At 67.9% G+C, this 21,174-nt stretch carries 14 protein-coding genes and 1 pseudogene; 10 read left to right on the plus strand and 5 right to left on the minus strand.

All coding sequences use genetic code 11. From position 1 onward, the window contains the following. Nucleotides 1–252 precede the first annotated feature (252 nt). On the plus strand, nt 253–3,453 hold the full coding sequence (ileS, locus tag ACWDPV_RS16690) for an isoleucine--tRNA ligase (protein ID WP_449743905.1): 3,201 nt from the start codon (nt 253–255) through the stop codon (nt 3,451–3,453). 231 nt (nt 3,454–3,684) lie between these two features. On the opposite strand, the gene ACWDPV_RS16695 is transcribed toward ileS, so the two are convergent. Beyond that, nucleotides 3,685–4,413, minus strand: coding sequence for a TetR/AcrR family transcriptional regulator (locus tag ACWDPV_RS16695; RefSeq protein WP_449743906.1), 729 nt, complete (start codon nt 4,411–4,413; stop codon nt 3,685–3,687). Nucleotides 4,414–4,523: 110 nt separating this feature from the next. Here ACWDPV_RS16695 and ACWDPV_RS16700 point away from each other — a divergent pair, with 110 nt between their 5' ends. Next, a complete protein-coding gene (locus ACWDPV_RS16700; protein WP_449743907.1) occupies nt 4,524–4,967 on the plus strand; it encodes a nitroreductase family deazaflavin-dependent oxidoreductase in 444 nt (147 codons plus the stop codon). A gap of 98 nt (nt 4,968–5,065) precedes the next feature. Beyond that, nucleotides 5,066–6,544 (plus strand): DNA polymerase IV, encoded by a 1,479-nt coding sequence (locus tag ACWDPV_RS16705; RefSeq protein WP_449744011.1) that lies wholly within the window; start codon nt 5,066–5,068, stop codon nt 6,542–6,544. Here the strand turns inward: ACWDPV_RS16705 and ACWDPV_RS16710 are convergent. After that, nucleotides 6,487–7,500, minus strand: a complete 1,014-nt coding sequence (locus ACWDPV_RS16710; protein WP_449743908.1) for an asparaginase domain-containing protein — start codon at nt 7,498–7,500, stop codon at nt 6,487–6,489. The genes ACWDPV_RS16705 and ACWDPV_RS16710 overlap by 58 nt on opposite strands. Nucleotides 7,501–7,741: 241 nt before the next feature. Here ACWDPV_RS16710 and ACWDPV_RS16715 point away from each other — a divergent pair, with 241 nt between their 5' ends. Continuing rightward, complete coding sequence (locus ACWDPV_RS16715; protein WP_449743909.1) at nt 7,742–8,296, plus strand: hypothetical protein; 555 nt, start codon at nt 7,742–7,744, stop codon at nt 8,294–8,296. Nucleotides 8,297–8,398: 102 nt separating this feature from the next. On the opposite strand, the gene ACWDPV_RS16720 is transcribed toward ACWDPV_RS16715, so the two are convergent. Continuing rightward, nucleotides 8,399–9,313, minus strand: coding sequence for a hypothetical protein (locus ACWDPV_RS16720; RefSeq protein ID WP_449744012.1), 915 nt, complete (start codon nt 9,311–9,313; stop codon nt 8,399–8,401). A gap of 240 nt (nt 9,314–9,553) precedes the next feature. On the opposite strand from ACWDPV_RS16720, the gene lspA reads away from it, so the two are divergent. From lspA to ACWDPV_RS16745, 5 genes and pseudogenes are all read left to right on the plus strand, one after another. Beyond that, entirely contained in the window at nt 9,554–10,144 is a 591-nt protein-coding gene (lspA, locus tag ACWDPV_RS16725) for a signal peptidase II (protein WP_449744013.1), read from the plus strand. Next, entirely contained in the window at nt 10,137–11,063 is a 927-nt protein-coding gene (locus tag ACWDPV_RS16730; protein WP_449743910.1) for an RluA family pseudouridine synthase, read from the plus strand. Before lspA ends, ACWDPV_RS16730 begins: the two co-directional genes overlap by 8 nt. A 182-nt stretch (nt 11,064–11,245) precedes the next feature. Beyond that, the gene (dnaE, locus tag ACWDPV_RS16735) at nt 11,246–14,794 is read left to right on the plus strand and encodes a DNA polymerase III subunit alpha (RefSeq protein WP_449743911.1); all 3,549 of its coding nucleotides are present in this window, start codon (nt 11,246–11,248) and stop codon (nt 14,792–14,794) included. 40 nt (nt 14,795–14,834) lie between these two features. Further along, nucleotides 14,835–16,499, plus strand: a pseudogene (locus ACWDPV_RS16740) (potassium channel family protein). A gap of 101 nt (nt 16,500–16,600) precedes the next feature. Further along, nucleotides 16,601–16,867 carry a hypothetical protein gene (locus tag ACWDPV_RS16745; protein ID WP_449743912.1) on the plus strand — a complete coding sequence of 89 codons (267 nt, stop codon included), beginning with the start codon at nt 16,601–16,603 and terminating at the stop codon, nt 16,865–16,867. On the opposite strand, the gene ACWDPV_RS16750 is transcribed toward ACWDPV_RS16745, so the two are convergent. Further along, a complete protein-coding gene (locus ACWDPV_RS16750) occupies nt 16,810–17,787 on the minus strand; it encodes an SMP-30/gluconolactonase/LRE family protein (RefSeq protein ID WP_449743913.1) in 978 nt (325 codons plus the stop codon). The two genes, ACWDPV_RS16745 and ACWDPV_RS16750, sit on opposite strands and share 58 nt — an antisense overlap. A 129-nt stretch (nt 17,788–17,916) precedes the next feature. Here ACWDPV_RS16750 and ilvA point away from each other — a divergent pair, with 129 nt between their 5' ends. Further along, nucleotides 17,917–19,311 (plus strand): threonine ammonia-lyase IlvA, encoded by a 1,395-nt coding sequence (ilvA, locus tag ACWDPV_RS16755; protein ID WP_449743914.1) that lies wholly within the window; start codon nt 17,917–17,919, stop codon nt 19,309–19,311. A gap of 15 nt (nt 19,312–19,326) precedes the next feature. Here ilvA and treZ read toward each other — a convergent pair whose 3' ends face one another. After that, the gene (gene treZ / locus ACWDPV_RS16760; protein WP_449743915.1) at nt 19,327–21,168 is read right to left on the minus strand and encodes a malto-oligosyltrehalose trehalohydrolase; all 1,842 of its coding nucleotides are present in this window, start codon (nt 21,166–21,168) and stop codon (nt 19,327–19,329) included. Nucleotides 21,169–21,174 lie beyond the last annotated feature (6 nt).

Raw genomic sequence — 21,174 nt, forward strand, 5'->3', positions numbered from 1 at the left:
ATCGATCCGGCCATCACCGGGGAGCACCTGGAAGAACGGGGTATGACCGGGCCCACCCGGTCCGGCAATGTCCGCCCTCAGTAGAACCAGGCGGGTTGGCCCGTCACAGCCTTGTTGATCCGCGACGGTCGCCCATCGGCGGTCCCGCGGGTGCCGAGTGGCATCGGTGTCTGCCGATGCAAGCGGGGTGGTACCGCGCAGATGATGCGTCCCCGTGCCGAATGAGCAGTGATGGCACGAGGAGACCTTCGTATGAGCGACGCCAGTTCGTCCCCCGACACCCACGTGTACCCCGTCGTCGACATGACCGACGGCGAGCGCGGAGCACCGTCGTTCCCCACGGTCGAAGAACGGGTCCTGGCCTACTGGGATGCCGACGACACCTTCCGTGCGTCGATCACCAACCGCGCCGACGCCCCCGAGTTCGTCTTCTACGACGGCCCGCCGTTCGCCAACGGCCTGCCCCACTACGGACATCTGCTGACCGGCTACGTCAAGGATGTGGTACCGCGGTACCAGACGATGCTCGGCAAGAAGGTGGAGCGCCGCTTCGGCTGGGACACCCACGGTCTACCCGCCGAACTCGAGGCCGAACGCCAACTCGGGATCACCGACAAGTCGGAGATCGAGACCATGGGCGTCGAGAAGTTCAACGACTACTGTCGCGATTCGGTACTGCGCTACACCGGTGAATGGCGCGATTACGTGACCCGGCAGGCCCGCTGGGTGGACTTCGACAACGATTACAAGACCCTCGACATCGACTTCATGGAGTCGGTCATGTGGGCCTTCCGGCGGCTGTGGGACAAGGGCCTGATCTATCAGGGTCATCGCGTGCTGCCGTACTCCTGGTACGAGCAGACACCGCTGAGCAATCAAGAATCCAAGCTCGACGACGCCTACCGGATGCGGCAGGACCCGGCGGTCACCGTGCGCATGCCGCTGGTCGTCCCCGACGGTCCGCATACCGCACTCGACGGTGTGAACGCCCTCATCTGGACGACCACCCCGTGGACACTGCCGAGCAACCTCGCCATCGCCGTCAATCCGGATGTCACCTACGTCCACCTCAGGGCGGCCGACGGGCAGGAATACCTGCTTGCCGAGGCGCTGGTGGGTGCCTACGCCAAGGAGTTCGGTGATTCCGAGACCCTGGGCACCTACCGGGGAGCCGACCTCGCCGATCTGCACTACACGCCGCCGTTCGACTTCTTCGCCGGCCATCCGAATGCGCACCGGATCCTGTTGGGCGACTACGTCACCACCGACAGCGGCACCGGAATCGTGCATCTGGCACCGGCTTTCGGCGAAGAGGACATGGAACTGGCCACGGCCAACGGCATCGAGGTGGTGCAGCCACTGGATCCGGGCGGCCGATTCACCGCGCAGGTGCCACCGTACGAAGGCCTGATGGTCTTCGATGCGAATCCGGTGATCATCAAAGACCTCAAGGGTGTGGGCAAGATCCTGCGGCACGAGACGATCGAGCACTCCTATCCGCATTCGTGGCGATCAGGAAAGCCGTTGATCTACATGGCCGTGCCGTCGTGGTTCGTGGCCGTGGCGCCGATCAAGGAACGGATGCTCGAGCTCAACAAGCAGATCACCTGGGCGCCCGAACACATCCGGGACGGTCAGTTCGGCAAGTGGCTCGAGGGTGCGCGGGACTGGAACATCAGCCGAAATCGCTTCTGGGGTGCGCCGATCCCGGTCTGGGTGTCGGACAATCCGGAGTATCCGCGGACCGATGTCTACGGCTCACTCGACGAGCTCGAGCGGGATTTCGGGGTGCGACCGGACAATCTGCATCGTCCCTACATCGACGAGCTGACCCGGCCCAATCCCGATGATCCGACCGGTGAGTCGACGATGCGCCGCGTCCCCGAGGTACTCGACTGCTGGTTCGAGTCCGGATCGATGCCGTATGCGCAGGTGCACTACCCGTTCCAGAACGCCGACTGGTTCGACGGTGACGCCGATTCCGGTGCGCTGCCGCACAACCCGGGTGACTTCATCGTCGAGTACAACGGTCAGACCCGCGGCTGGTTCTACAACCTGCACGTACTGGCGACGGCCCTGTTCGACCGGCCCGCGTTCAAGAGCGTGATCGCGCACGGCATCGTGCTCGGCGACGACGGCCAAAAGATGAGCAAGTCCAAGCGCAACTACCCCGACGTCAACGAGGTCTTCGACCGCGATGGCTCCGATGCGATGCGCTGGTTCCTGATGGCCTCGCCGGTGCTGCGGGGCGGCAACCTGGTGGTCACCGAGAAGGGAATCCGCGAGGGAGTCCGTCAGGCGCTGCTGCCGCTGTGGAATGCCTACAGTTTCCTGCAGCTCTACGCCGAGCGGCCGGCCACCTGGCGGACCGACTCGACCAACGTGCTCGACCGCTACATCCTGGCCAAGCTGGCGGTCACCCGCGACGACATGACCACGGCGCTCGACACCTATGACATCGCCGGGGCGTGTGAGTCGTTCCGCGAGTTCGTCGAGTCGCTGACCAACTGGTACGTCCGTCGGTCCCGGGCGCGGTTCTGGGCGGGGCAGGACGCCGATGCGGACGCCTTCGACACGCTCTACACGGTGCTCGAGGTGGCCTCCCGGCTGGCGGCGCCGCTGCTGCCGCTGGCCACCGAGGCGATTTGGCGCGGGCTGACCGGCGGACGGTCGGTGCACCTCACCGACTGGCCGAGTGCCGACGAACTGCCCGGCGATACCGCGTTGGTGTCGGCGATGGACGAGGTGCAGGCGGTGTGTTCGACGGCGTCGAGTATCCGCAAGGCCAACCAGCTGCGGGTGCGACTTCCGTTGCCGGGGTTGACGATCGCGTCGCCGACGGCTGAGCAACTCACCCCGTTCACCGATCTCATCGCCGACGAGATGAATGTGAAGTCGGTGCAGTTGTCCACCGACGCCGACGCCTACGGACGTCACGAACTGGTGGTGAACGCCCGCGCGGCCGGACCCCGTTTGGGCAAGGATGTACAACGGGTGATCAAGGCGGTCAAGGCGGGCAACTGGACCGTGTCATCGGCCGCCGATGGCACCGAGGTGGTCTCGGCCGACGGAATCGATCTGCAGCCCGGTGAGTACACACGCAAACTGGTTGCGGTGGAGCCGGATTCGACGGCCGAACTGCCCGGTGGCGGTGGCCTGGTGGTGCTCGACACCGCGGTGACCGAGGAACTCGAATCTGAGGGCTGGGCCAAGGACCGCGTGCGGGAACTGCAGGATGCGCGAAAGACGTTGGGACTCGACGTCTCCGACCGCATCGAGATCCGTCTGGTGGTACCCGCCGGGCGTGCCGAATGGGCCCGGCGTCATGCCGAGCTGATCGCCGGTGAGGTTCTCGCGGTCCGCTTCGACGTCGACGTTGACGGTGCTGTCGGAGCGATCGCACTCGGCGACGGCGTCAGCGCCGATGTGGTGAAGGCGCCCGCCGGAAGCTGATCGCCGGCACGGTCGTTGAGAGCGCTCTGAATGTCACTGACAGCGCTCTGAATCTCCCTGACAGCGCTCGCGCCCACGTTGACGGCGCTTCGCCAAGCGCGTCAACGACGGGTAGGGCGCTGTCAACGACGGGTTGAGCGCTGTCAATGACGGGTAGGGCGCTGTCAATGACGGGTAGGGCGCTGTCAATGACGGGTAGGGCGCTGTCAACGTCGGAGGGGCGGGCTCGGATCAGTCCCGACGCAGGATCACCGACAGCACGGTGTCGACCTGTGCGCCGAACAACTGCTCCGGGGCGGCGAAGGTGTCGGTGCCGTACTGGCCGAAGACCTCCAACGAGGTCGCGCCGATCACGGTGGACCACAACAGTGTTCCGGCCAGCAGGACGTCGTCGGGCAGTGTGCTGTCGAACTCGGTGCGGATGGCGTCGAGGTCGGTGGACAGTTCGGCGGGCAGGGAGGTCCGGAGATCGGTGGTCCCTTCGGCGGCATGTGCGTCGGCGAGTTCGGCGAGCAGGCGAGCGATCACCCTGGTACCGGGCGCGACGGTGCGGTCGGCGGGGGCGGCGTAGCCGGGTACCGGGCTGCCGTACAGCAGCGCCCACCGGGCCGGGTCGTTGATCGCCCAGGAACGAATCGCGTTGGCGACGGCCAGGATTCGGACGTAGGAATCCGTCGGTTCGGCGGCATCGGCGGCGGCGTCGACCGCCTCGCCGAGGTCGGTGTACCCCTCGACGAGCAGCAGCGTGAGCAACTCGTCGCGACTGGGCACATAGCGATAGACCGCCGAGGAGACCACGCCGAGTTCCCGGGCGATCGCGCGCAGCGAGAGCCCCGCGGCTCCGTGGGTGCGCAGATGCTCACGCCCGAGCCGCAGTATCTCGGACTCCATGACCTGTCGATTCTGTGCACGGGAACGCGATGTGGTCGCGCGGGACGGAGGAGTGTCGGCAGGGGGCATGACGACCATCGTGCCATGAATGAGAGCGGTGCTCTTGATTTTCTGGCCGGCATGATGGATTCTGAAATAGAGAGCACTGCTCTCGATTCCGCCTCGACGAAAGGGCCGACATGTCCGACACCCACTACCGCGCACCTCAGGGCCTCGATGTCCGCTTCAACGCCATCGTCCGATGGTTCGCCGATCGCGGCGTGAATCTCGCCGGCGCGCAGACCCTGACCGTCCTCGGACGGAAGACCGGCACGCCGCAGCGAATCCCGGTCAACCCGTTGACCATCGACGGCGCGCAGTACCTGGTCTCGGTACGGGGTCAGACCCAATGGGTGCGCAACGTGCGGGTCAACGGGGCGGTCGAGTTGCGTCGCGGTCGTCGCACTCGTGCCGCCCACCTCACCGAGGTGCCCGATTCCGCGCGCCCGGCGATCATCCGCCGCTACCTGGACAAGTGGGGCTGGGAAGTCGGCCGTTTCCTGCCCGATGGAGTCGGCGTCGACGCCACCACCGCTCAGATCCGCGCCCACGCCCACCAGATCCCGGTCTTCGTCGTCGGGTGACCCGCGGGGCGGCCGCCTCATCCGGCACTGCCTACGCTGGTGAGGTGTCCGATCGATCCGCTCCCTCCGGAGAGGGGGAACGCAGTGCCCGCTGGGTGATGCACCTGGACATGGATGCCTTCTTCGCCTCGGTGGAACAACTCACCCGGCCCACCCTCGCCGGGCGGCCCGTCCTCGTCGGCGGTACCGGCGGACGCGGAGTCGTGGCCGGCGCGAGCTACGCCGCCCGTGCCTACGGCGCACGATCGGCGATGCCGATGCACCAGGCCCGCCGACTGGTCGGCGCGACCGCGGTGGTGTTGCCGCCACGCGGCAGCGTCTACCGCGCGGTGAGCGAACGGATCTTCGCGATCGTCCGCGAAGCGGTGGGTGTGATCGAGATGCTGTCCTTCGACGAGGCATTCGCCGAACCGTCCGAGCTCAGTGGCGAAAGTGGTGCCGCTGCACAGGAGTTCGCGGAGTCCATCCGGCGCCGCATCCGAGATGAGGTGGGGCTGGCGGCCTCGGTCGGCTTCGGGTCGGGCAAGCAGATCGCCAAAATCGCATCGGGGATGGCCAAACCCGACGGCGTGATGGTCATCGGACCATCCGGCGAACTCGAGTTCCTGCACGCACTTCCGGTGCGCAAACTCTGGGGCATCGGCCCGGTATCCGGAGACCGGCTGGCGCGCTTGGGGATTGCCACCATCGGTGACTTCGCCGCACTGTCCGAGGTCGAGGTGGCCTCGGTGCTCGGGTCGACCGTCGGGCCGGCGCTGCATCGCCTGGCCCAGGGCATTGACGACCGCCCCGTCACCGAACGTGCTGCGGCGAAACAGATCTCGGCGGAATCGACATTCGCCGACGACATCGTGACCCTGCCCGCCCTGCGGCCGGCGATCGCCCGCGCGGCCGCCGACGCCCATCGGCGGCTCGTCGCGGACGGTCGCGGGGCCCGCACCGTGGTCCTGAAACTCAAACGCTCCGACATGTCCGTCCTCACCCGCAGTTCCACCCTTCCTGCCGCCACCAGCGACCTCGACGCGCTGGTCGCCATCGCTCAGCGACTGGCCCTCGATCCGGAGGCGATCGGCCCGATCCGGCTCGTCGGCGTCGGGTACTCCGGACTGAGCGACATCGAGCAGTACGCACTCTTCGGCGACGCCGCGGTCACGGCCGGCGCCATCAGTTCTGCCTACCTCGATCCGGGCGACACCCCTGTGGTCGATCCCGATTCGGTCGACCCCGACTCAGGCGACATCGATCCGGTGCACACCGATTCCCTCGGCCTCGACGTCCCCACCGGAAACCGCACGAGCGCGAATCCGGCTGGGGAGCAACACCATTGGGCAACCGGCCGCGACGTGGTGCACCCAGACCACGGGCACGGGTGGGTGCAGGGTGCCGGTCACGGGGTGGTGACGGTGCGCTTCGAGACGCGGGCCACCGGACCCGGACCGGTCCGCACGTTCACCGAGTCGGACGCAAACCTGCAACCGGCCGATCCGCTCGACAGTCTCGCGTGGCCGCCGACGGCGACTCAGGCCGGCCAGTCACGCGGTTCGGATGCCGAGAAGAAGTCGGCCACCTCGTCCTGATCGCAGCCGGTGCCGAGTAGTGCCAACAGCGCCATCCGGGCCTGCGGCGGACGCAGCCACCGGGAGACGATCGCGCCGGCCCGCTCCAGATCGACGGCGCCGCCACCGCCGCCATAGGTGGGCACGACCGGGCCGAACGGAACCCGGGTGGACACGACGACGACCACGCCGCGTCGGCGCGCCAGATCCACCTCGGCCGTGATGTCGGGATGGGTGTTGCCCGAACCGGTCCCGGCCAACACGATGCCACCCGCATGCTGTGCGACGGCCGCGGCGATGATGCCGGGGGAGACACCCGGATACAGGCTGTAGGTGTCCACCCGCGCCAACCGGCCACTCGGCACCGGACCGGTCAGCAGCGGTCGTGGCAACCCGTCATGCACCGAGTCGAACGCGTCGAGGTCGACCGTGGACGCCTTGAACGCACCACGCGCCGCGACGAGCTGCCCACCGAGGAGGATGCCGACCCCGTGACCGCGGCTCGCCGGGTCTGCCGCGTGGGCCAACGCCGCGGCGATGTTCTCCGGGCCGTCGGAATCCGGGGAATCGGCCGGATACTGGGCGCCGGTGAACACCACCGGCCGCGGATCGGCCGCGAACAGGTCGGCGAGAAAGGCGGTCTCCTCCATCGTGTCGGTGCCGTGGGTGACCACCACGCCGTCCACCGCGTCGTCGGCGAGGGCATCGGCGATGGCCGAGACGATCCGGAACTGATCGGCCGGGGTCAGTGCCGACGAATCCTTCGCCATCAGGTCGACGGCGACCACGTCGACGGCGCTCACCTGCGGTTCCGTGACCGCGTCGGCGTCACTGCCGACGGCGCCCGGCACCTCGGCGACACCCATCAGATCATCGGCCGACAACGTCGGCACGGCCCCGTCTGCCGTCGTCTGCGAGGCGACCGTGCCGCCGGTGGTGATCAGGGCGATGCGGGCGTGGGCCTGCGAAGGTGCCATGGATCACAAGGGTCCCCGGAACCCCCGGGTGGCGTCAACCGTTGCGGAGTGGAGTCGAGGACCGACCTCGATGCGGGGCACCCGGTCGGTGACCGGTGACGCCGGATTGGGCCGGGGTTGGCGCTCATGCCCGATCCTGTTTGGCATAGTGGGGAGAACTCGTCGCGGCGCGCGGGGCGGGGAGTCCCGGCGCCGTGCATCCGAACAGATGCCCAGACCCGAAGACCAGTGAGGGAGTTCGTTGAAGTTTCCGAAGTTCGTAGGTGCGGTCATGATCGCCGCCGCGGTCACCGCCGGCCTCGCCGCCTGTGGCAGCGATGACGGTTCCGATGACATCCCCACCATCCCCGCGACCAGCAGTTCGGCGGCGTCCGACGGCAGCGATGTCACCAATCCGGATTCGCCGCCGTCGGTGGCCACGCTGAACCAGATGCTCGACACCGCGCTCGACCCGCAGGTGCCGAACGCGCAGAAGGTTGTCCTGGTCCAGAATTCGCAGAAGGACCCGTCCGTCTTCGACAAGCTGGTCGAGGCGCGCCGGCAGAACCCGGACGTGACCTACACCCTCAAGGGCCCGGTCACCGTCGACGGACCTAACCGCGCGACGGTGCGCGCGACCGTGAAACTGCCCGATCAGGCACCCCAGGACATCGATGCCCAGATCGTCTACGACAACGGTCGCTGGAAGCTGGCGTCGAGCTTCGTCTGCCCGCTGATCACCAGCAATGGTGTCACCAGCGCGATGTGCCCGTCGACGAGCACCCGCCGCACCACCACCAGCCGCGCACCCAACTGACCGCGCGGCCCCGACCGACGACGATGGCCACCGATCCGGAAGGGATCGGTGGCCATCGTCGTATGCCCTACAGGAGTGGTCCAGGGGGCCGCGCCGACGTCGTCAGGGCGACTTCCAGGCCATGGTGAACCCAAACGTCTGCAGCAGCGGCTGATTCGCGTCGGCGCCGACGAGCTCGCGCGCCCCGCGATACTCGGCCTTTCCCGCGACGGGCAGCCCGCGGGTCAGATCGATCGTCACCTCGCCGGAACCGGTGTAGGAATACCGGTCGATGGTCAGGGTCGCATCGCCGCCGGGAATGGTGAACACCGAATTGACCGGTGACTCGTCGGCGGTGAAGGACACCGTCAGACGGTCACCCTCCCACCGCGTCAGCCGCGCCTCGATGGTCTGCACGACGGTCGCCGCCGAGGAGAGGGTGCGTTCGGTGCGCCACGTGGCGCCGACACCGATGGGATCGGTGGGCAGTGTGATCGCGTTCTGCAACGACTGGACCAGCGACTGTTCGACGGCGCGTCGCGCCGATTCCGACGACGGATCGGTCGGGGCCAGACGCAACGACAGCGGGGCCAGACCGGGACCGACACCAATCTCGGCAACGCTGCCGGCGACCGGCGGCAACTGACCGCCGAGTTCCGGCTGCGCCGACGTCGGGGCGCCGAGCACCGCGGTCAGCCGATCGAGTGCGTCGCATCCGAAACGCGCCGTCAGCGGTGTGTCGAGGGACTGCGTCGTCTGTGCCGTCGTCGACGACTCGGTGGAGGTGGTAGAGAGGGTGACCTGCTGCGCCGAGGCGAGGTCGGGGGCGGCGCTCGCGGCGCGGAGGGGCCCGGTGCCCGGCGAGGTGAGTGTCACCGATGCCGACGGAATCGGGATCTGCGTCGCCATACTCGCGGCGGTGGCCGCCGACACGCATGGCCCGCTCGGCACCGCCGGGGTCGCCGACGCCGGGGTGTCGGTATCGGAGCCACACGCGGCGAGGAGCAGACCGCACGTCGCGGCGCAGGCGGCGACCATCGACGAGCGCGTGCGGATGGATACCGATCGATGGCGGGACACCGGCTGATGGCGCGTCGATAACGCGGTGGAATCGGACGTCAGGGACACGGCAGTCAGCGTATTGCACGCATCAGGGATGATGGTCGGGTGGATGAAGCAGCGCGTGAGGAGCCCTCGGCGGGCGGACGGGAGATCGACGCACCCGAGGTCACCGCGTCGTCGGATGACGGCGCCGACGATCCGGGGAGCGGCACTCCTGTGGCGACCGGGCCGACCGAGCCCACCCGTGGTGGCCGGGTCCTCGGGATTCTCGCCGTGATCGCCGGCTGCGTCATCGCCCTGGACATCCTGACCAAGACACTCGCGGTGTCGCTGCTCACCCCCGGTGACCCGGTGTCGATCATCGGTGACGTCGTCACCCTGCGCCTGGTCCGCAACAGCGGTGCGGCCTTCTCGATGGCGTCCGGCTACACCTGGGTGCTCACCGTTGTCGCGCTGGTAGTGGTCGTGGTGATCATCCGCTACAGCAGGCGACTCCGCTCGGGCTGGTGGATGCTCGGACTCGGGCTGGTCCTCGGGGGTGCGCTGGGCAACCTGATCGACCGCATCTTCCGGGCCCCCGGACCGCTGCGCGGCCACGTCGTCGACTTCGTCTCGGTGGGCTGGTGGCCGGTGTTCAACGTCGCCGACTCCGCGGTCGTCTGCGGCGCGATCCTGCTGGTCGTCCTGTCGCTGCTGGGATTCGACTACGACGGCTCACGATCCGGGTGGGCGGCGCGTCATGGCGACACCGAGGGCGACGACACCGAGGGCGACGGCACCGAGGATCGGCAAGCCACCGATGCGTGAGTCACGGACCCTCCCGATTCCCGACGGCGTGGCCGGCATGCGCACCGACGCCGGGGTGGCCCGCATCCTCGGACTCTCGCGTACCGTCGCCGGGCGTCTCGCCGACGACGGTGACATCACCGTCGACGGTGTCGCGGTCGGCAAGTCGCACAAACTGACCGCGGGCAGCCTTCTCGACGTGCTGTTGCCCGAACCCGCCGAACCGCTGCGGGTGGAGCCGACCCCCGTCGAGGATCTCGAGGTCATCTACCACGATTCCGACATCATCGTCGTCGACAAGCCGGTCGGGGTGGCCGCGCATCCCTCACTGGGCTGGAGCGGTCCCACCGTCGTCGGTGCCCTCGAGGCCGCCGGATTCCGGATCTCCACCTCGGGTGCCGCCGAACGCCAGGGCATCGTGTCCCGGCTCGACGTCGGCACCTCCGGATTGATGGTCGTCGCCGTCTCCGAACGGGCCTACTCGCTGCTCAAACGGGCGTTCCGGGACCGGGAGGTGGACAAGGGGTATCACGCGCTGGTCCAGGGGCACCTCGATCCGCCGGAGGGCACCATCGACGCCCCGATCGGCCGCCACCGCGGCAACGACTGGAAGTTCGCCGTCACCGCGGCCGGCAAACCCAGCATCACCCACTACGACACCATCGAGATGTTCGCGGCCGCATCGCTGCTCGACATCCATCTCGAGACCGGACGCACCCACCAGATCCGGGTGCACTTCTCGGCGCTGCACCATCCGTGCTGCGGCGACCTCACCTATGGCGCCGACCCGACCCTGGCCGCCCGGCTCGGGCTGGAGCGTCAGTGGCTGCATGCCCGGTCGCTGGGCTTCGCGCATCCCGCGGACGGTCGGTATGTCGAGTTCACCAGTCCGTATCCGGCCGACCTGCAGCACGCCCTGGACGTGTTGCGGGCCGGCTGAGGCCACGCTCCGGGTACGACGCTCGGGTACGACACGCCGGGTACGACACACCGGGCCCGACACACGCGTGATCGCCTCACCAGCCACATGCGGCGTGCCCGGCGTCGGCTGTCGGTGGTTGCGCCTACAGTTGGTGACGCCCCATCCGACCAGTCGAGAAACACCGAGGTGAGAAGCGTCCCGTGGCCGACTCGTTTGTTCACCTGCACAACCACACCGAGTACTCCATGCTCGACGGTGCCGCGAAGGTGGCGCCGCTGTTCGCCGAGGCCAAACGCCTCGGGATGACCGCCATCGGCATGACCGACCACGGCAACATGTTCGGCGCCAGCGAGTTCTACAACACCGCGATCAAGAACGACATCACGCCGATCATCGGCATCGAGGCCTACATCGCGCCGGAGTCGCGGTTCACCACCAAGCGCGTGCAATGGGGTACCCGCGACCAGAAGGACGACGACGTCTCCGGATCGGGCGCCTACACCCACATGACGATGGTCGCCGCCAACGCCACCGGTCTGCGCAACCTGTTCAAACTGTCGTCGCTGGCCTCCATCGAGGGACAGCTTGGCAAGTGGGCCCGGATGGATGCGGATCTGATCGCCGAGTACGCCGAGGGCATCATCGCCACCACCGGCTGCCCGTCCGGGGAGGTGCAGACCCGTCTGCGACTCGGGCAGGAACGGGAGGCACTCGAGGCCGCGGCCAAGTGGCAGGAGATCTTCGGCAAGGAGAACTTCTATCTCGAGTTGATGGAGCACGGTCTGGAGATCGAACGCCGGGTGCGTGACGGACTCCTCGAGGTGGGCCGCAAGCTGGGCATCCAGCCCATCGTCACCAACGACTGCCACTACGTCACCAAGGCGCACGCCGCCAGCCACGAGGCGTTGCTGTGCGTGCAGACCGGCAAGACCCTCTCCGATCCCACCCGATTCAAGTTCGACGGCGACGGCTACTACCTCAAGTCCGCCGAAGAGATGCGCGCACAATGGGATTCGGTGGTCCCGGGTGCATGTGACGCGACCGTCGAGATCGGTGAGCGGGTCGAGAGCTACGCCGACGTGTTCACCCACCGCGACCGCATGCCGGTCTTCCCCGTCCCCGACGGGGAGTCACAGCAGACCTGGCTGCGCAAGGAAGTGGCCAAGGGACTGGCCGAACGACGCTTCGGTGGGCAGACGGTGCCGGAGGACTACCAGCGCCGCGCGAACTACGAACTCGACGTCATCATCCAGATGGGATTCCCCGCCTACTTCCTCGTCGTCGGCGACCTCATCAAGCATGCCCACGAGGTCGGCATCCGCGTCGGCCCGGGTCGTGGGTCGGCGGCCGGCTCGCTGGTGGCGTGGGCGTTGGGCATCACCAACATCGATCCGATTCCGCACGGACTGCTGTTCGAGCGATTCCTCAACCCCGAACGCGTGTCGATGCCCGACATCGACATCGACTTCGACGACCGCCGCCGCGGCGAGATGGTGCGCTATGCCACCGACCGGTGGGGCAGCGACAAGGTGGCCCAAGTCATCACCTTCGGCACCATCAAAACCAAGGCCGCCATCAAGGACTCCGCCCGCGTCCAGTTCGGCCAGCCCGGGTTCGCCATCGCCGACCGCATCACCAAGGCGCTGCCGCCGCCCATCATGGCCAAGGACATCCCGGTTTGGGGTATCACCAATCCCGAACACGAGCGGTTCAACGAGGCCACCGAGGTCCGCACGCTCATCGAGACCGACCCGGACGTCAAGAAGATCTACGACACCGCACTGGGTCTGGAGGGACTGATCCGCAACGCGGGTGTGCACGCCTGCGCGGTGATCATGTCCTCCGAACCGCTCACCGACGCGATCCCGGTGTGGAAGCGTGCGCAGGACGGCGCCATCATCACCGGGTGGGATTACCCGTCGTGCGAGGCCATCGGCCTGCTGAAGATGGACTTCCTCGGGCTGCGCAACCTCACCGTCATCGGTGACGCCCTGGAGAACATCACCCTCAACCGCGGTATCGACCTCGACCTCGACACCCTCCCACTCGAAGACCCCAAGACCTACGAACTGCTCGCCCGCGGTGACACCCTCGGCGTGTTCCAGCTCGACGGCGCGGCCATGCGTGAACTGCTGAAGATGATGCAGCCCACCGGGTTCGAGGACATCGTCGCGGTGCTCGCGCTGTACCGGCCCGGCCCGATGGGCGTCAACGCGCACACCGACTACGCCAAACGCAAGAACGGTCTGCAGGAGATCCGGCCGATCCATCCCGAACTCGAGGAACCGCTCAAGGAGATCCTCGCCGAGACCTACGGCCTGATCGTCTACCAAGAGCAGATCATGCAGATCGCGCAGAAGGTGGCCGGCTACTCGCTCGGACAGGCCGACCTGCTGCGCCGCGCGATGGGTAAGAAGAAGAAGGAGATCCTCGACGAGGCCTACGACGGCTTCGCCGACGGAATGCGCAACAACGGGTTCTCCCAGGCCGCGATCACCGCGCTGTGGGACACGGTGCTGCCGTTCGCCGGGTACGCGTTCAACAAGTCGCACGCCGCCGGCTACGGCCTGGTGTCGTTCTGGACCGCCTACCTCAAGGCCAACTATCCGGCCGAGTACATGGCGGGTCTGCTCACCTCGGTCGGCGACGACAAGGACAAGGCCGCCATCTATCTGGCCGACTGCCGCAAACTCGGCATCACGGTGCTGCCGCCGGACGTCAACGAGTCGCAACGCAACTTCGCCGCCGTCGGTACCGACATCCGGTTCGGTCTGGCCGCCATCCGCAACGTCGGCTCCGGCGTCGTCTCCTCGATCCTGGCGGCGCGTGAGGAGAAGGGGAAGTTCACCAGCTTCTCCGACTACCTCAACAAGATCGACGTCACCGCCTGCAACAAGAAGGTCTCCGAATCGCTGATCAAGGCCGGCGCCTTCGACTCGCTCGAGCATCCGCGCAAGGGTCTGTTCCTGATCCACGCCGAGGCCGTGGAATCGGTGATCGGCACCAAGAAGGCCGAGGCGATCGGACAGTTCGATCTGTTCGGCGGTGGCGACGACGACGCATCCGATTCGCTCGCCGAGGTGTTCGCGGTCAAGGTGCCCGATCAGGAGTGGGACACCAAGCACAAGCTCACCCTCGAGCGGGAGATGTTGGGGCTCTACGTGTCCGGGCATCCCCTCGCGAGCGTCGAACACGCGATCGCCGCGCAGACCGACACCTCGATCACACAGTTGCTCGAGGGCAATGTCGGCGACGGTGCGCAGATCACGATCGGCGGCATCATCTCCGCGGTCACCCGGAGGGTGAACAAGAAGGGTGAGCCGTGGGCCGCGGTCACCCTCGAGGACATGGTCGGTGGTGTCGAGGTCTACTTCTTCCCGCGGGCGTTCGCGGCATACGGAATGGACATCGCGCCGGACAACATCGTGCTCATCAGGGCGCGGGTCAACCAGCGTGACGATTCGACGATGATCAGCGCCAATGATCTCGCCGTTCCCGATCTCGCCGCGGCCGGGGCGTCGAAGCCGGTGGCTCTGACCTTGCCGGCGCGGATGTGCACCCCGGACCGGGTGCAGGCGCTCAAGCAGGTGTTGACCCGGCATCCCGGGACCGCGGATGTGCACGTCACCCTGGTCAGCGACGAGCGGTCCACGCTGCTGCGCCTCACCGAGTCGCTGCGGGTGACGCCGAGTTCGGCGCTGATGGGTGATCTGAAGGCACTGCTCGGCCCCAGCTGCCTGGGGCAGTAGCCGACCGGCGCGGTGGCCGCGCGCTGATTACCCTCATCAGATGCCCGGTCACATCATCGTGCACGGCGACGACGCGCTGAGTGTCCGCATCGCCGAGGAGATCTCGAGCGGCGGCGTGCGCGTCGTCACCGTGGCCACCCCGGCGGATCTGTCCACCGCCGACATCGCCACGGCCACGGCGGTGGTGTGCGCCGGATCCGACGACGCGGTCAATCTGGAGTTCGCGCTGCTGGCCCGGCAGCACAGCACGACGGCGCGCGTCGTGGTGAACATGTCCAATCAGGTGTTGCGCGCGGCGGTGACGGCGGGCAACGGACCGGGCGCGGTGCTCGACGTGGCCGAACTCGCCGCGCCGTCGGTCGTCGAGGCATGCCTGTCGCGGACCACCCATTCCATCTCCGCCGCCGGCACCGAGTTCATCATGGCCGTCACCGACACGCCCTCCGCAGGCACGCTGCGTGACCTGTACGGCGACCTGGCCCCGGTGGCGGTGATCGCCGGCGGGGACGACGCCGCGGAAAGCGTGGTGTGTTGCCCGGGTCGCGATCTCGACGTCGGCGTCGGCGATCGTGTGGCCGTCATCGGAACCTCAGACGATCTCGCGGTCGCCGGGATCTCATGGGAAAGACCGAATCCGGCCCGTCGGCGGCCACCGCCGTTGCCGGTGCGTGGGGTCGGCGCGCTGCGCGGTTTCCTCGAGGATGTGAATCCGAACCTGTTCCGCGCACTCGGGGTGTCGTTCACACTGCTGCTGGGCGCCACCCTGCTCTTGCGTTTCACCTATCACAAGCCGGGGATGAGCTTTGTCGACGCGCTGTACTTCTCCACCGAGACCATTGCGACCGTCGGCTACGGCGACTTCAGTTTCGTCGATCAGCCGGTCTGGCTGCGGCTGTTCTCCATCGGCCTGATGTTTGCCGGTGTGACGACGACCGCGGTGCTGATGGCCTTCGTCGCCGACGTCCTGCTGTCACGGCGCATCGGGCAATCCGCGGGCAAACGTCGTGCCCGGGAGATGCGCGAGCACGTCATCGTCGTGGGTTTGGGCTCCTTTGGCATTCGGGTGGCGACCGATCTGCGGGCGGCCGGCCACGATGTGGTCGCGATCGAGTCGAGCACCGACAATCGCTTCCTGGCGACCGCCGCCGCGGCCGACGTGCCGGTCATCTTCGGGACGCCACCCTGCGTCAGACCCTCGAGGACGCCCGGATCGGCCGGGCGCGTGCGGTCGCGGTGCTCACCCATGACGACATGATCAACATCGAGACCGGAATCATCGCCCGCGAGTCACTCGGCGAGCGGTGGGGCAACACGTCGGCCGAACGGGGTGTGCCCGTCGTGCTCCGGGTCTTCGACCACACCCTCGGTTCCGCCGTCGCCCACCGCTTCGGTTTCGAGAACGTCCGCTCCACCGTCGAACTGGCCGCACCCTGGTTCATCGGCGCGGCACTGGGGTTGCAGGTGATCTCGACCTTCTCGGTGGGGCAACGCTCCTTCATGGTCGGTGGGGTCTTCGTGCGGCGCGGCAGCACCCTCGACGGTATCTCGATGGCGTAGCTGCCCACCCTCACCCGGGTCATCGCCATCGATCGCCACACCGGTGCGATCCTGCATCCGCGCCGCGACGACCGGTTGCGCCGAGGACACCGCCTATCTGGTCGGCCCGTATCACGAACTCCTCGACACTCTGCGCCGTGGACAGTGAACACCACGCCCGGGAAAGGTTTCGGCTGGCCGAAACATTCTTGCCGACGATGCTAATATCGGCTGTGAAGGTAACCGAAGTCTGATGTTCTGGGAGTGTCGATGACAGCGATGATCGAGACCATGCAGCCCCGAACGCGGGGCGCGGTGCCCACCATCGACATCGCCGGGACCGACTGGCCGGTCTACAAGGTGCAGGCCGTCGCCGCCGCCGTGCTCGCCGTAGTGCTGAGCCTGGCCGTGTTCACCTCGATGCAGACCGCCGCCTGGGTGTCGGGCGTCGTTCTGGTCTCCACGTGGTGGATCGGGCGTTACCGGGCGGCGAGGGGCATGGGTGCGGACGGATCGAACCCGGCCGGGATCTCATAGATCCGGCCGTCGAAGCCGGCCCGGAACAGTCGCCCCGCCGAGAAGCCGCGGTTCCCGCCGCCGTAACTGACTACGCTCGAGAGTGGAAGTCCTTGCGCCAGTACGCAATAGGCGCCCGGTGCGGTCACCCGCACGATCTGTCCGGCGGCGTTGAACGGCACGATCGGCCGTTCCTTCGAGTCGAGCGTGAGACCGTCGGGCGCCGCCAGGGCATCGCCGCCGCCCAGGGTGAGAAGACTCTGCACCACGCGGGGATTGGCCGTCGAGATGCGGCTCACCCCCGGATTGGTGAACGTCCGCGAGACATACAACCACCTGTCGCCCCGGCCGAGGACCGCGCCGTTGGCGCTCGGCAGCGAACCCCACGTCGGGTTGACCGCGCCGGTGGGGGACACCCGCCCGATCAAATTCCCGAAGTCGTTGGTGGCGTAGACGACGCCGTTGCCCGCGACGGCCATGCCGTCGGCCGCCGACAGTCCGCCGACCCACGGCCGCAGCAGGTTGGTGGCGGTGTTCAGGCGCGCGATGGCGCCCGGCCGGAGCGCGTCGCCGACGATGACGCGCGGATCCGCGCCGTACCCGACGAGAAGGGTGCCGTCGGGGGTCCAGGCGAGCGCACCCGCGCCGCCGGCCGGCACCCGCGCGATCGGTACCGCGCGAGATCCCGGGGCGTCGAGTCGGAACACCTGCCCGCTGATGAGGTCGGTGGTGTAGAGCCGCCCGCGGCCGTCGACGGTCAGTCCCTCCAGTGCTGCGCCCGGCACCGTCCCGACCAACCGGGCCGGCGAGGCCCCCGGGCACGGCGGTGCCGCTTGTGCGGTCGTGGTGCCCGTCGCGACGATGGTGGTCAGCGCGATCGCTCCGGCCGCGACGGCGAGCGCAGCTCGGCGAAGAACTCGGTTCCGGTGACGCAGTCGCATGCGGGCTCCTCGCGGGGTGTGACGGACGTTACCCACTGCGAGTGTAGGCACGCCGCGAGGTGAGATGCCAGGGTCTCCCGGGACCCGCCGCGCGCACGGGTCGTCGCGCCCAGTGAGATCATGGAGTGCGTGAGTACGTCGCGCGACACCCTTTCCACATCCGGAACAGCCGCCTCCGGAGCAGCCCCGTCCGGCCCCGGCCTGTCGGTTGCGTCGATCGACGCGGCCGCCGAGCGGATCGCCCCGGCGGTGTCGCGCACCCCGCTCGAACCGGCCCCGCGGCTGAGTGATCTGGTCGGCGCGCAGGTCTTTCTCAAACGTGAGGACCTGCAAACGGTGCGCTCGTACAAGATTCGCGGCGCCTACAACGTGATGGCGCAACTGTCCGACGACGAACGCGCGCGGGGAGTCGTGGCGGCCAGCGCCGGTAACCACGCCCAGGGCGTCGCCTTCGCGTGCCGGTCCATGCAGGTGCGTGGCCGGATCTACGTACCGACCACCACACCCAAGCAGAAGCGCGACCGGATCCTCTGGCACGGTGGGGAATTCGTGGAGCTGCATGCGGTGGGTGACACCTACGACGCGGCGGCGGCCGCCGCGCAGGGTGACGTGCTGAGCACTGGTGCGACCTGGATCCACGCCTTCGACGATCCGCGCACCGCCGCCGGGCAGGGCACCATCGCCAAGGAGATCGTCGAGCAACTCGGCGGCGCGCCCGACGTCATGGTCACCCCGGTCGGCGGTGGGGGCTGCCTGGCCGGGATCGCCACCTACCTGCACACGATCTCGGAGTCGAGCACGATCGTCGGCGTCGAACCGACCGGTGCGGTGTCGCTGGCCGCCGCGCTGGCCGGCGGGGGACCGGTGACCCTCGACGAGATCGACCCGTTCGTCGACGGTGCATCGGTCAAGCGGATCGGTGCCCTCGGCTATCGGGTGATGGCGGATCTGGGGTCGTCGGCGACCGCGCATCCGTTGCTGGGCCCCGCGCCGAAGGTCCCGGTGCTCCCGGACGAGCCGGTGACGCTGCGGCCAGGTGCCGCGCATATCACCCACGTCGACGAGGGTGCGATCTGTTCGACGATGCTCGATCTGTACCAGAACGAGGGCATCATCGCCGAGCCCGCCGGAGCACTGGCGGTCACCGGTCTGGCGAAGCTGAACCTGCCTGCCGGAGCGACGGTCGTCTGCCTGGTCTCCGGGGGTAACAACGACGTGTCGCGGTACGGCGAGATCATCGAACGATCCCTGGTGCACCGCGGTCTCAAGCACTACTTCCTCGTCGATTTCCCCCAGGAACCCGGGGCCCTGCGGCGCTTCCTCGACGAGGTCCTCGGACCCGACGACGACATCACCCTGTTCGAGTACGTCAAACGCAACAACAGGGAAACCGGCGCAGCGTTGGTCGGCGTGCAACTCGGCAGCCCCGACGGACTGGCCGGCCTGATGGATCGGATGGCCCGCTCGCGACTCAATTGCGAACGGCTCGAACCGGATTCGCCGGCGTATCGGTACCTGACCTGATCCCGGCCGTCGGCGTCACGGCGCCGGCGTGCGCCTGCCGACGATCACGTTGTGTCCGGCGCTGCCGAGCCCCTCGTCGGTCACTGTCGGCTCCTCCCACGACAACACCGGATGCAGGCTGATCGGCACCCTCACCTCGTGGTCGGCGAGTACCGCCACCACCGACCAGTCGGGCTCGCGATGCATCGCGAACCAGCCGGCCTGCTCGTCGAAGTCGATTCGCACCGAGGCGAAGTCGTCGCGGGCGAAGGTCGGTTCCTGCTTTCGCAGCGCGATCAACGCCCGATAGAACCGCAACATCCGGGCATGGGAATCCCGGTCGAGTTCGGACCAGTCGAGCTTCGAGCGCAGAAAGGTCTGCGGGTCCTGTGGGTCGGGGACGTCGTCGACATTCCACCCGTGTTCGGCGAACTCCGACTTGCGCCCGTTGCGGGTGGCCTCGCCGAGTTCGGGTTCGGGATGAGAGGTGAAGAACTGGAACGGGGTGTCGGCCGCCCACTCCTCGCCCATGAACAGCATGGGGGTGTACGGGGACAACAGCACCAGCGCCGCCTTGATGGCGAGTTGCCCGCCGTCGAGGTATGCGGTCGGGCGGTCCCCGATCGCGCGATTGCCGATCTGGTCGTGATCGCAGGTGTAGGCGACCAGCGCGGTGGTCGGAACCGAGTCGGGGATCGGCCGGCCGTGGTGTCGGCGCCGGAACGATGAATACGTGCCGTCATGAAAGAAGCCGCCCCGCAGCACCTTTGCGAGTGCGGCGTAGCTGCCGAAGTCGGCGTAGTAGCCCTGCCGTTCGCCGGAGACGGTCGTATGGATGGCGTGGTGGATGTCGTCGTCCCACTGCGCGGTCAAGCCGTACCCGCCCGCCGAGCGCGGCAGGATCATCCGGGGATCGTTGAGATCGGACTCGGCGATCAGCGACAGCGGCCGTCCCAGTTCCTCACTCAGGGCATCGGTGGAGATCGCGAGGGCCTCGAGAAGTGGAACGGCACGATGGTCGACGAGTGCGTGCACCGCGTCGAGTCGCAGCGCGTCGACGTGGAACTCGCTGAACCAGCGCAGGGCATTGCCCAGGATGTAGCGGCGCACCTCGTCCGAGTCGGGGCCGTCGAGGTTCAGCGAGGCGCCCCACCCGGTCGATCCGGCACCCAGATAAGGCCCGAAGTCCGGCAGGTAATTCCCGGACGGTCCCAGGTGGTTGTAGACGACATCGAGGACCACCCCGAGGCCGCGGGTATGGCAGGCGTCGACGAATCGGGCGAAGGCGTCGGGGCCGCCGTAACTCTCCTGCACCGCATACCAGCCGACGCCATCATAGCCCCAGTTGTGGGTGCCGTTGAAGGCGTTCACCGGCAACGGTTCGACGAAGTCGACGCCCAATTCCACCAGGTGATCGAGCCGGTCGATGGCCGAGTCCAGGGTGCCGTCCGACGTGAACGTACCCACATGCATCTCATAGATCACCGCCCCGCGGACGCTGCGCCCCGCCCACTGCGTGTCATGCCAGATCGACTCGTCGACGACGTGCAACGCCGACAGGCCGTGCACCCCGTCGGGCAGCCGGGTCGAGCGCGGGTCGGGGATGGGTGTCGTCGCATCGTCGACGAGGAAGCCGTACCGCAGGCCGGTCGTGTCGATGCCCGCCGTGTCGAGTCCGGCCACCGACGACGCATCCATCCGGAACCACCCGTGCCCGTCGGGCACCATCGGCACCTCCACGCGCGGCGGTGAGCCGGCATTCGTACCGGCCTCCGGCCCGGTGAATACCGCGGCCAGCCGGTCGGCGGCCGGTGCCCAGACGCGGATGTCGGCCGGAACGGGCGGGGGAGCGAACGGCGACGAGACGAACCCTGACACAAATCT

It is taken from the genome of Gordonia sp. NPDC003504 (assembly GCF_053587995.1).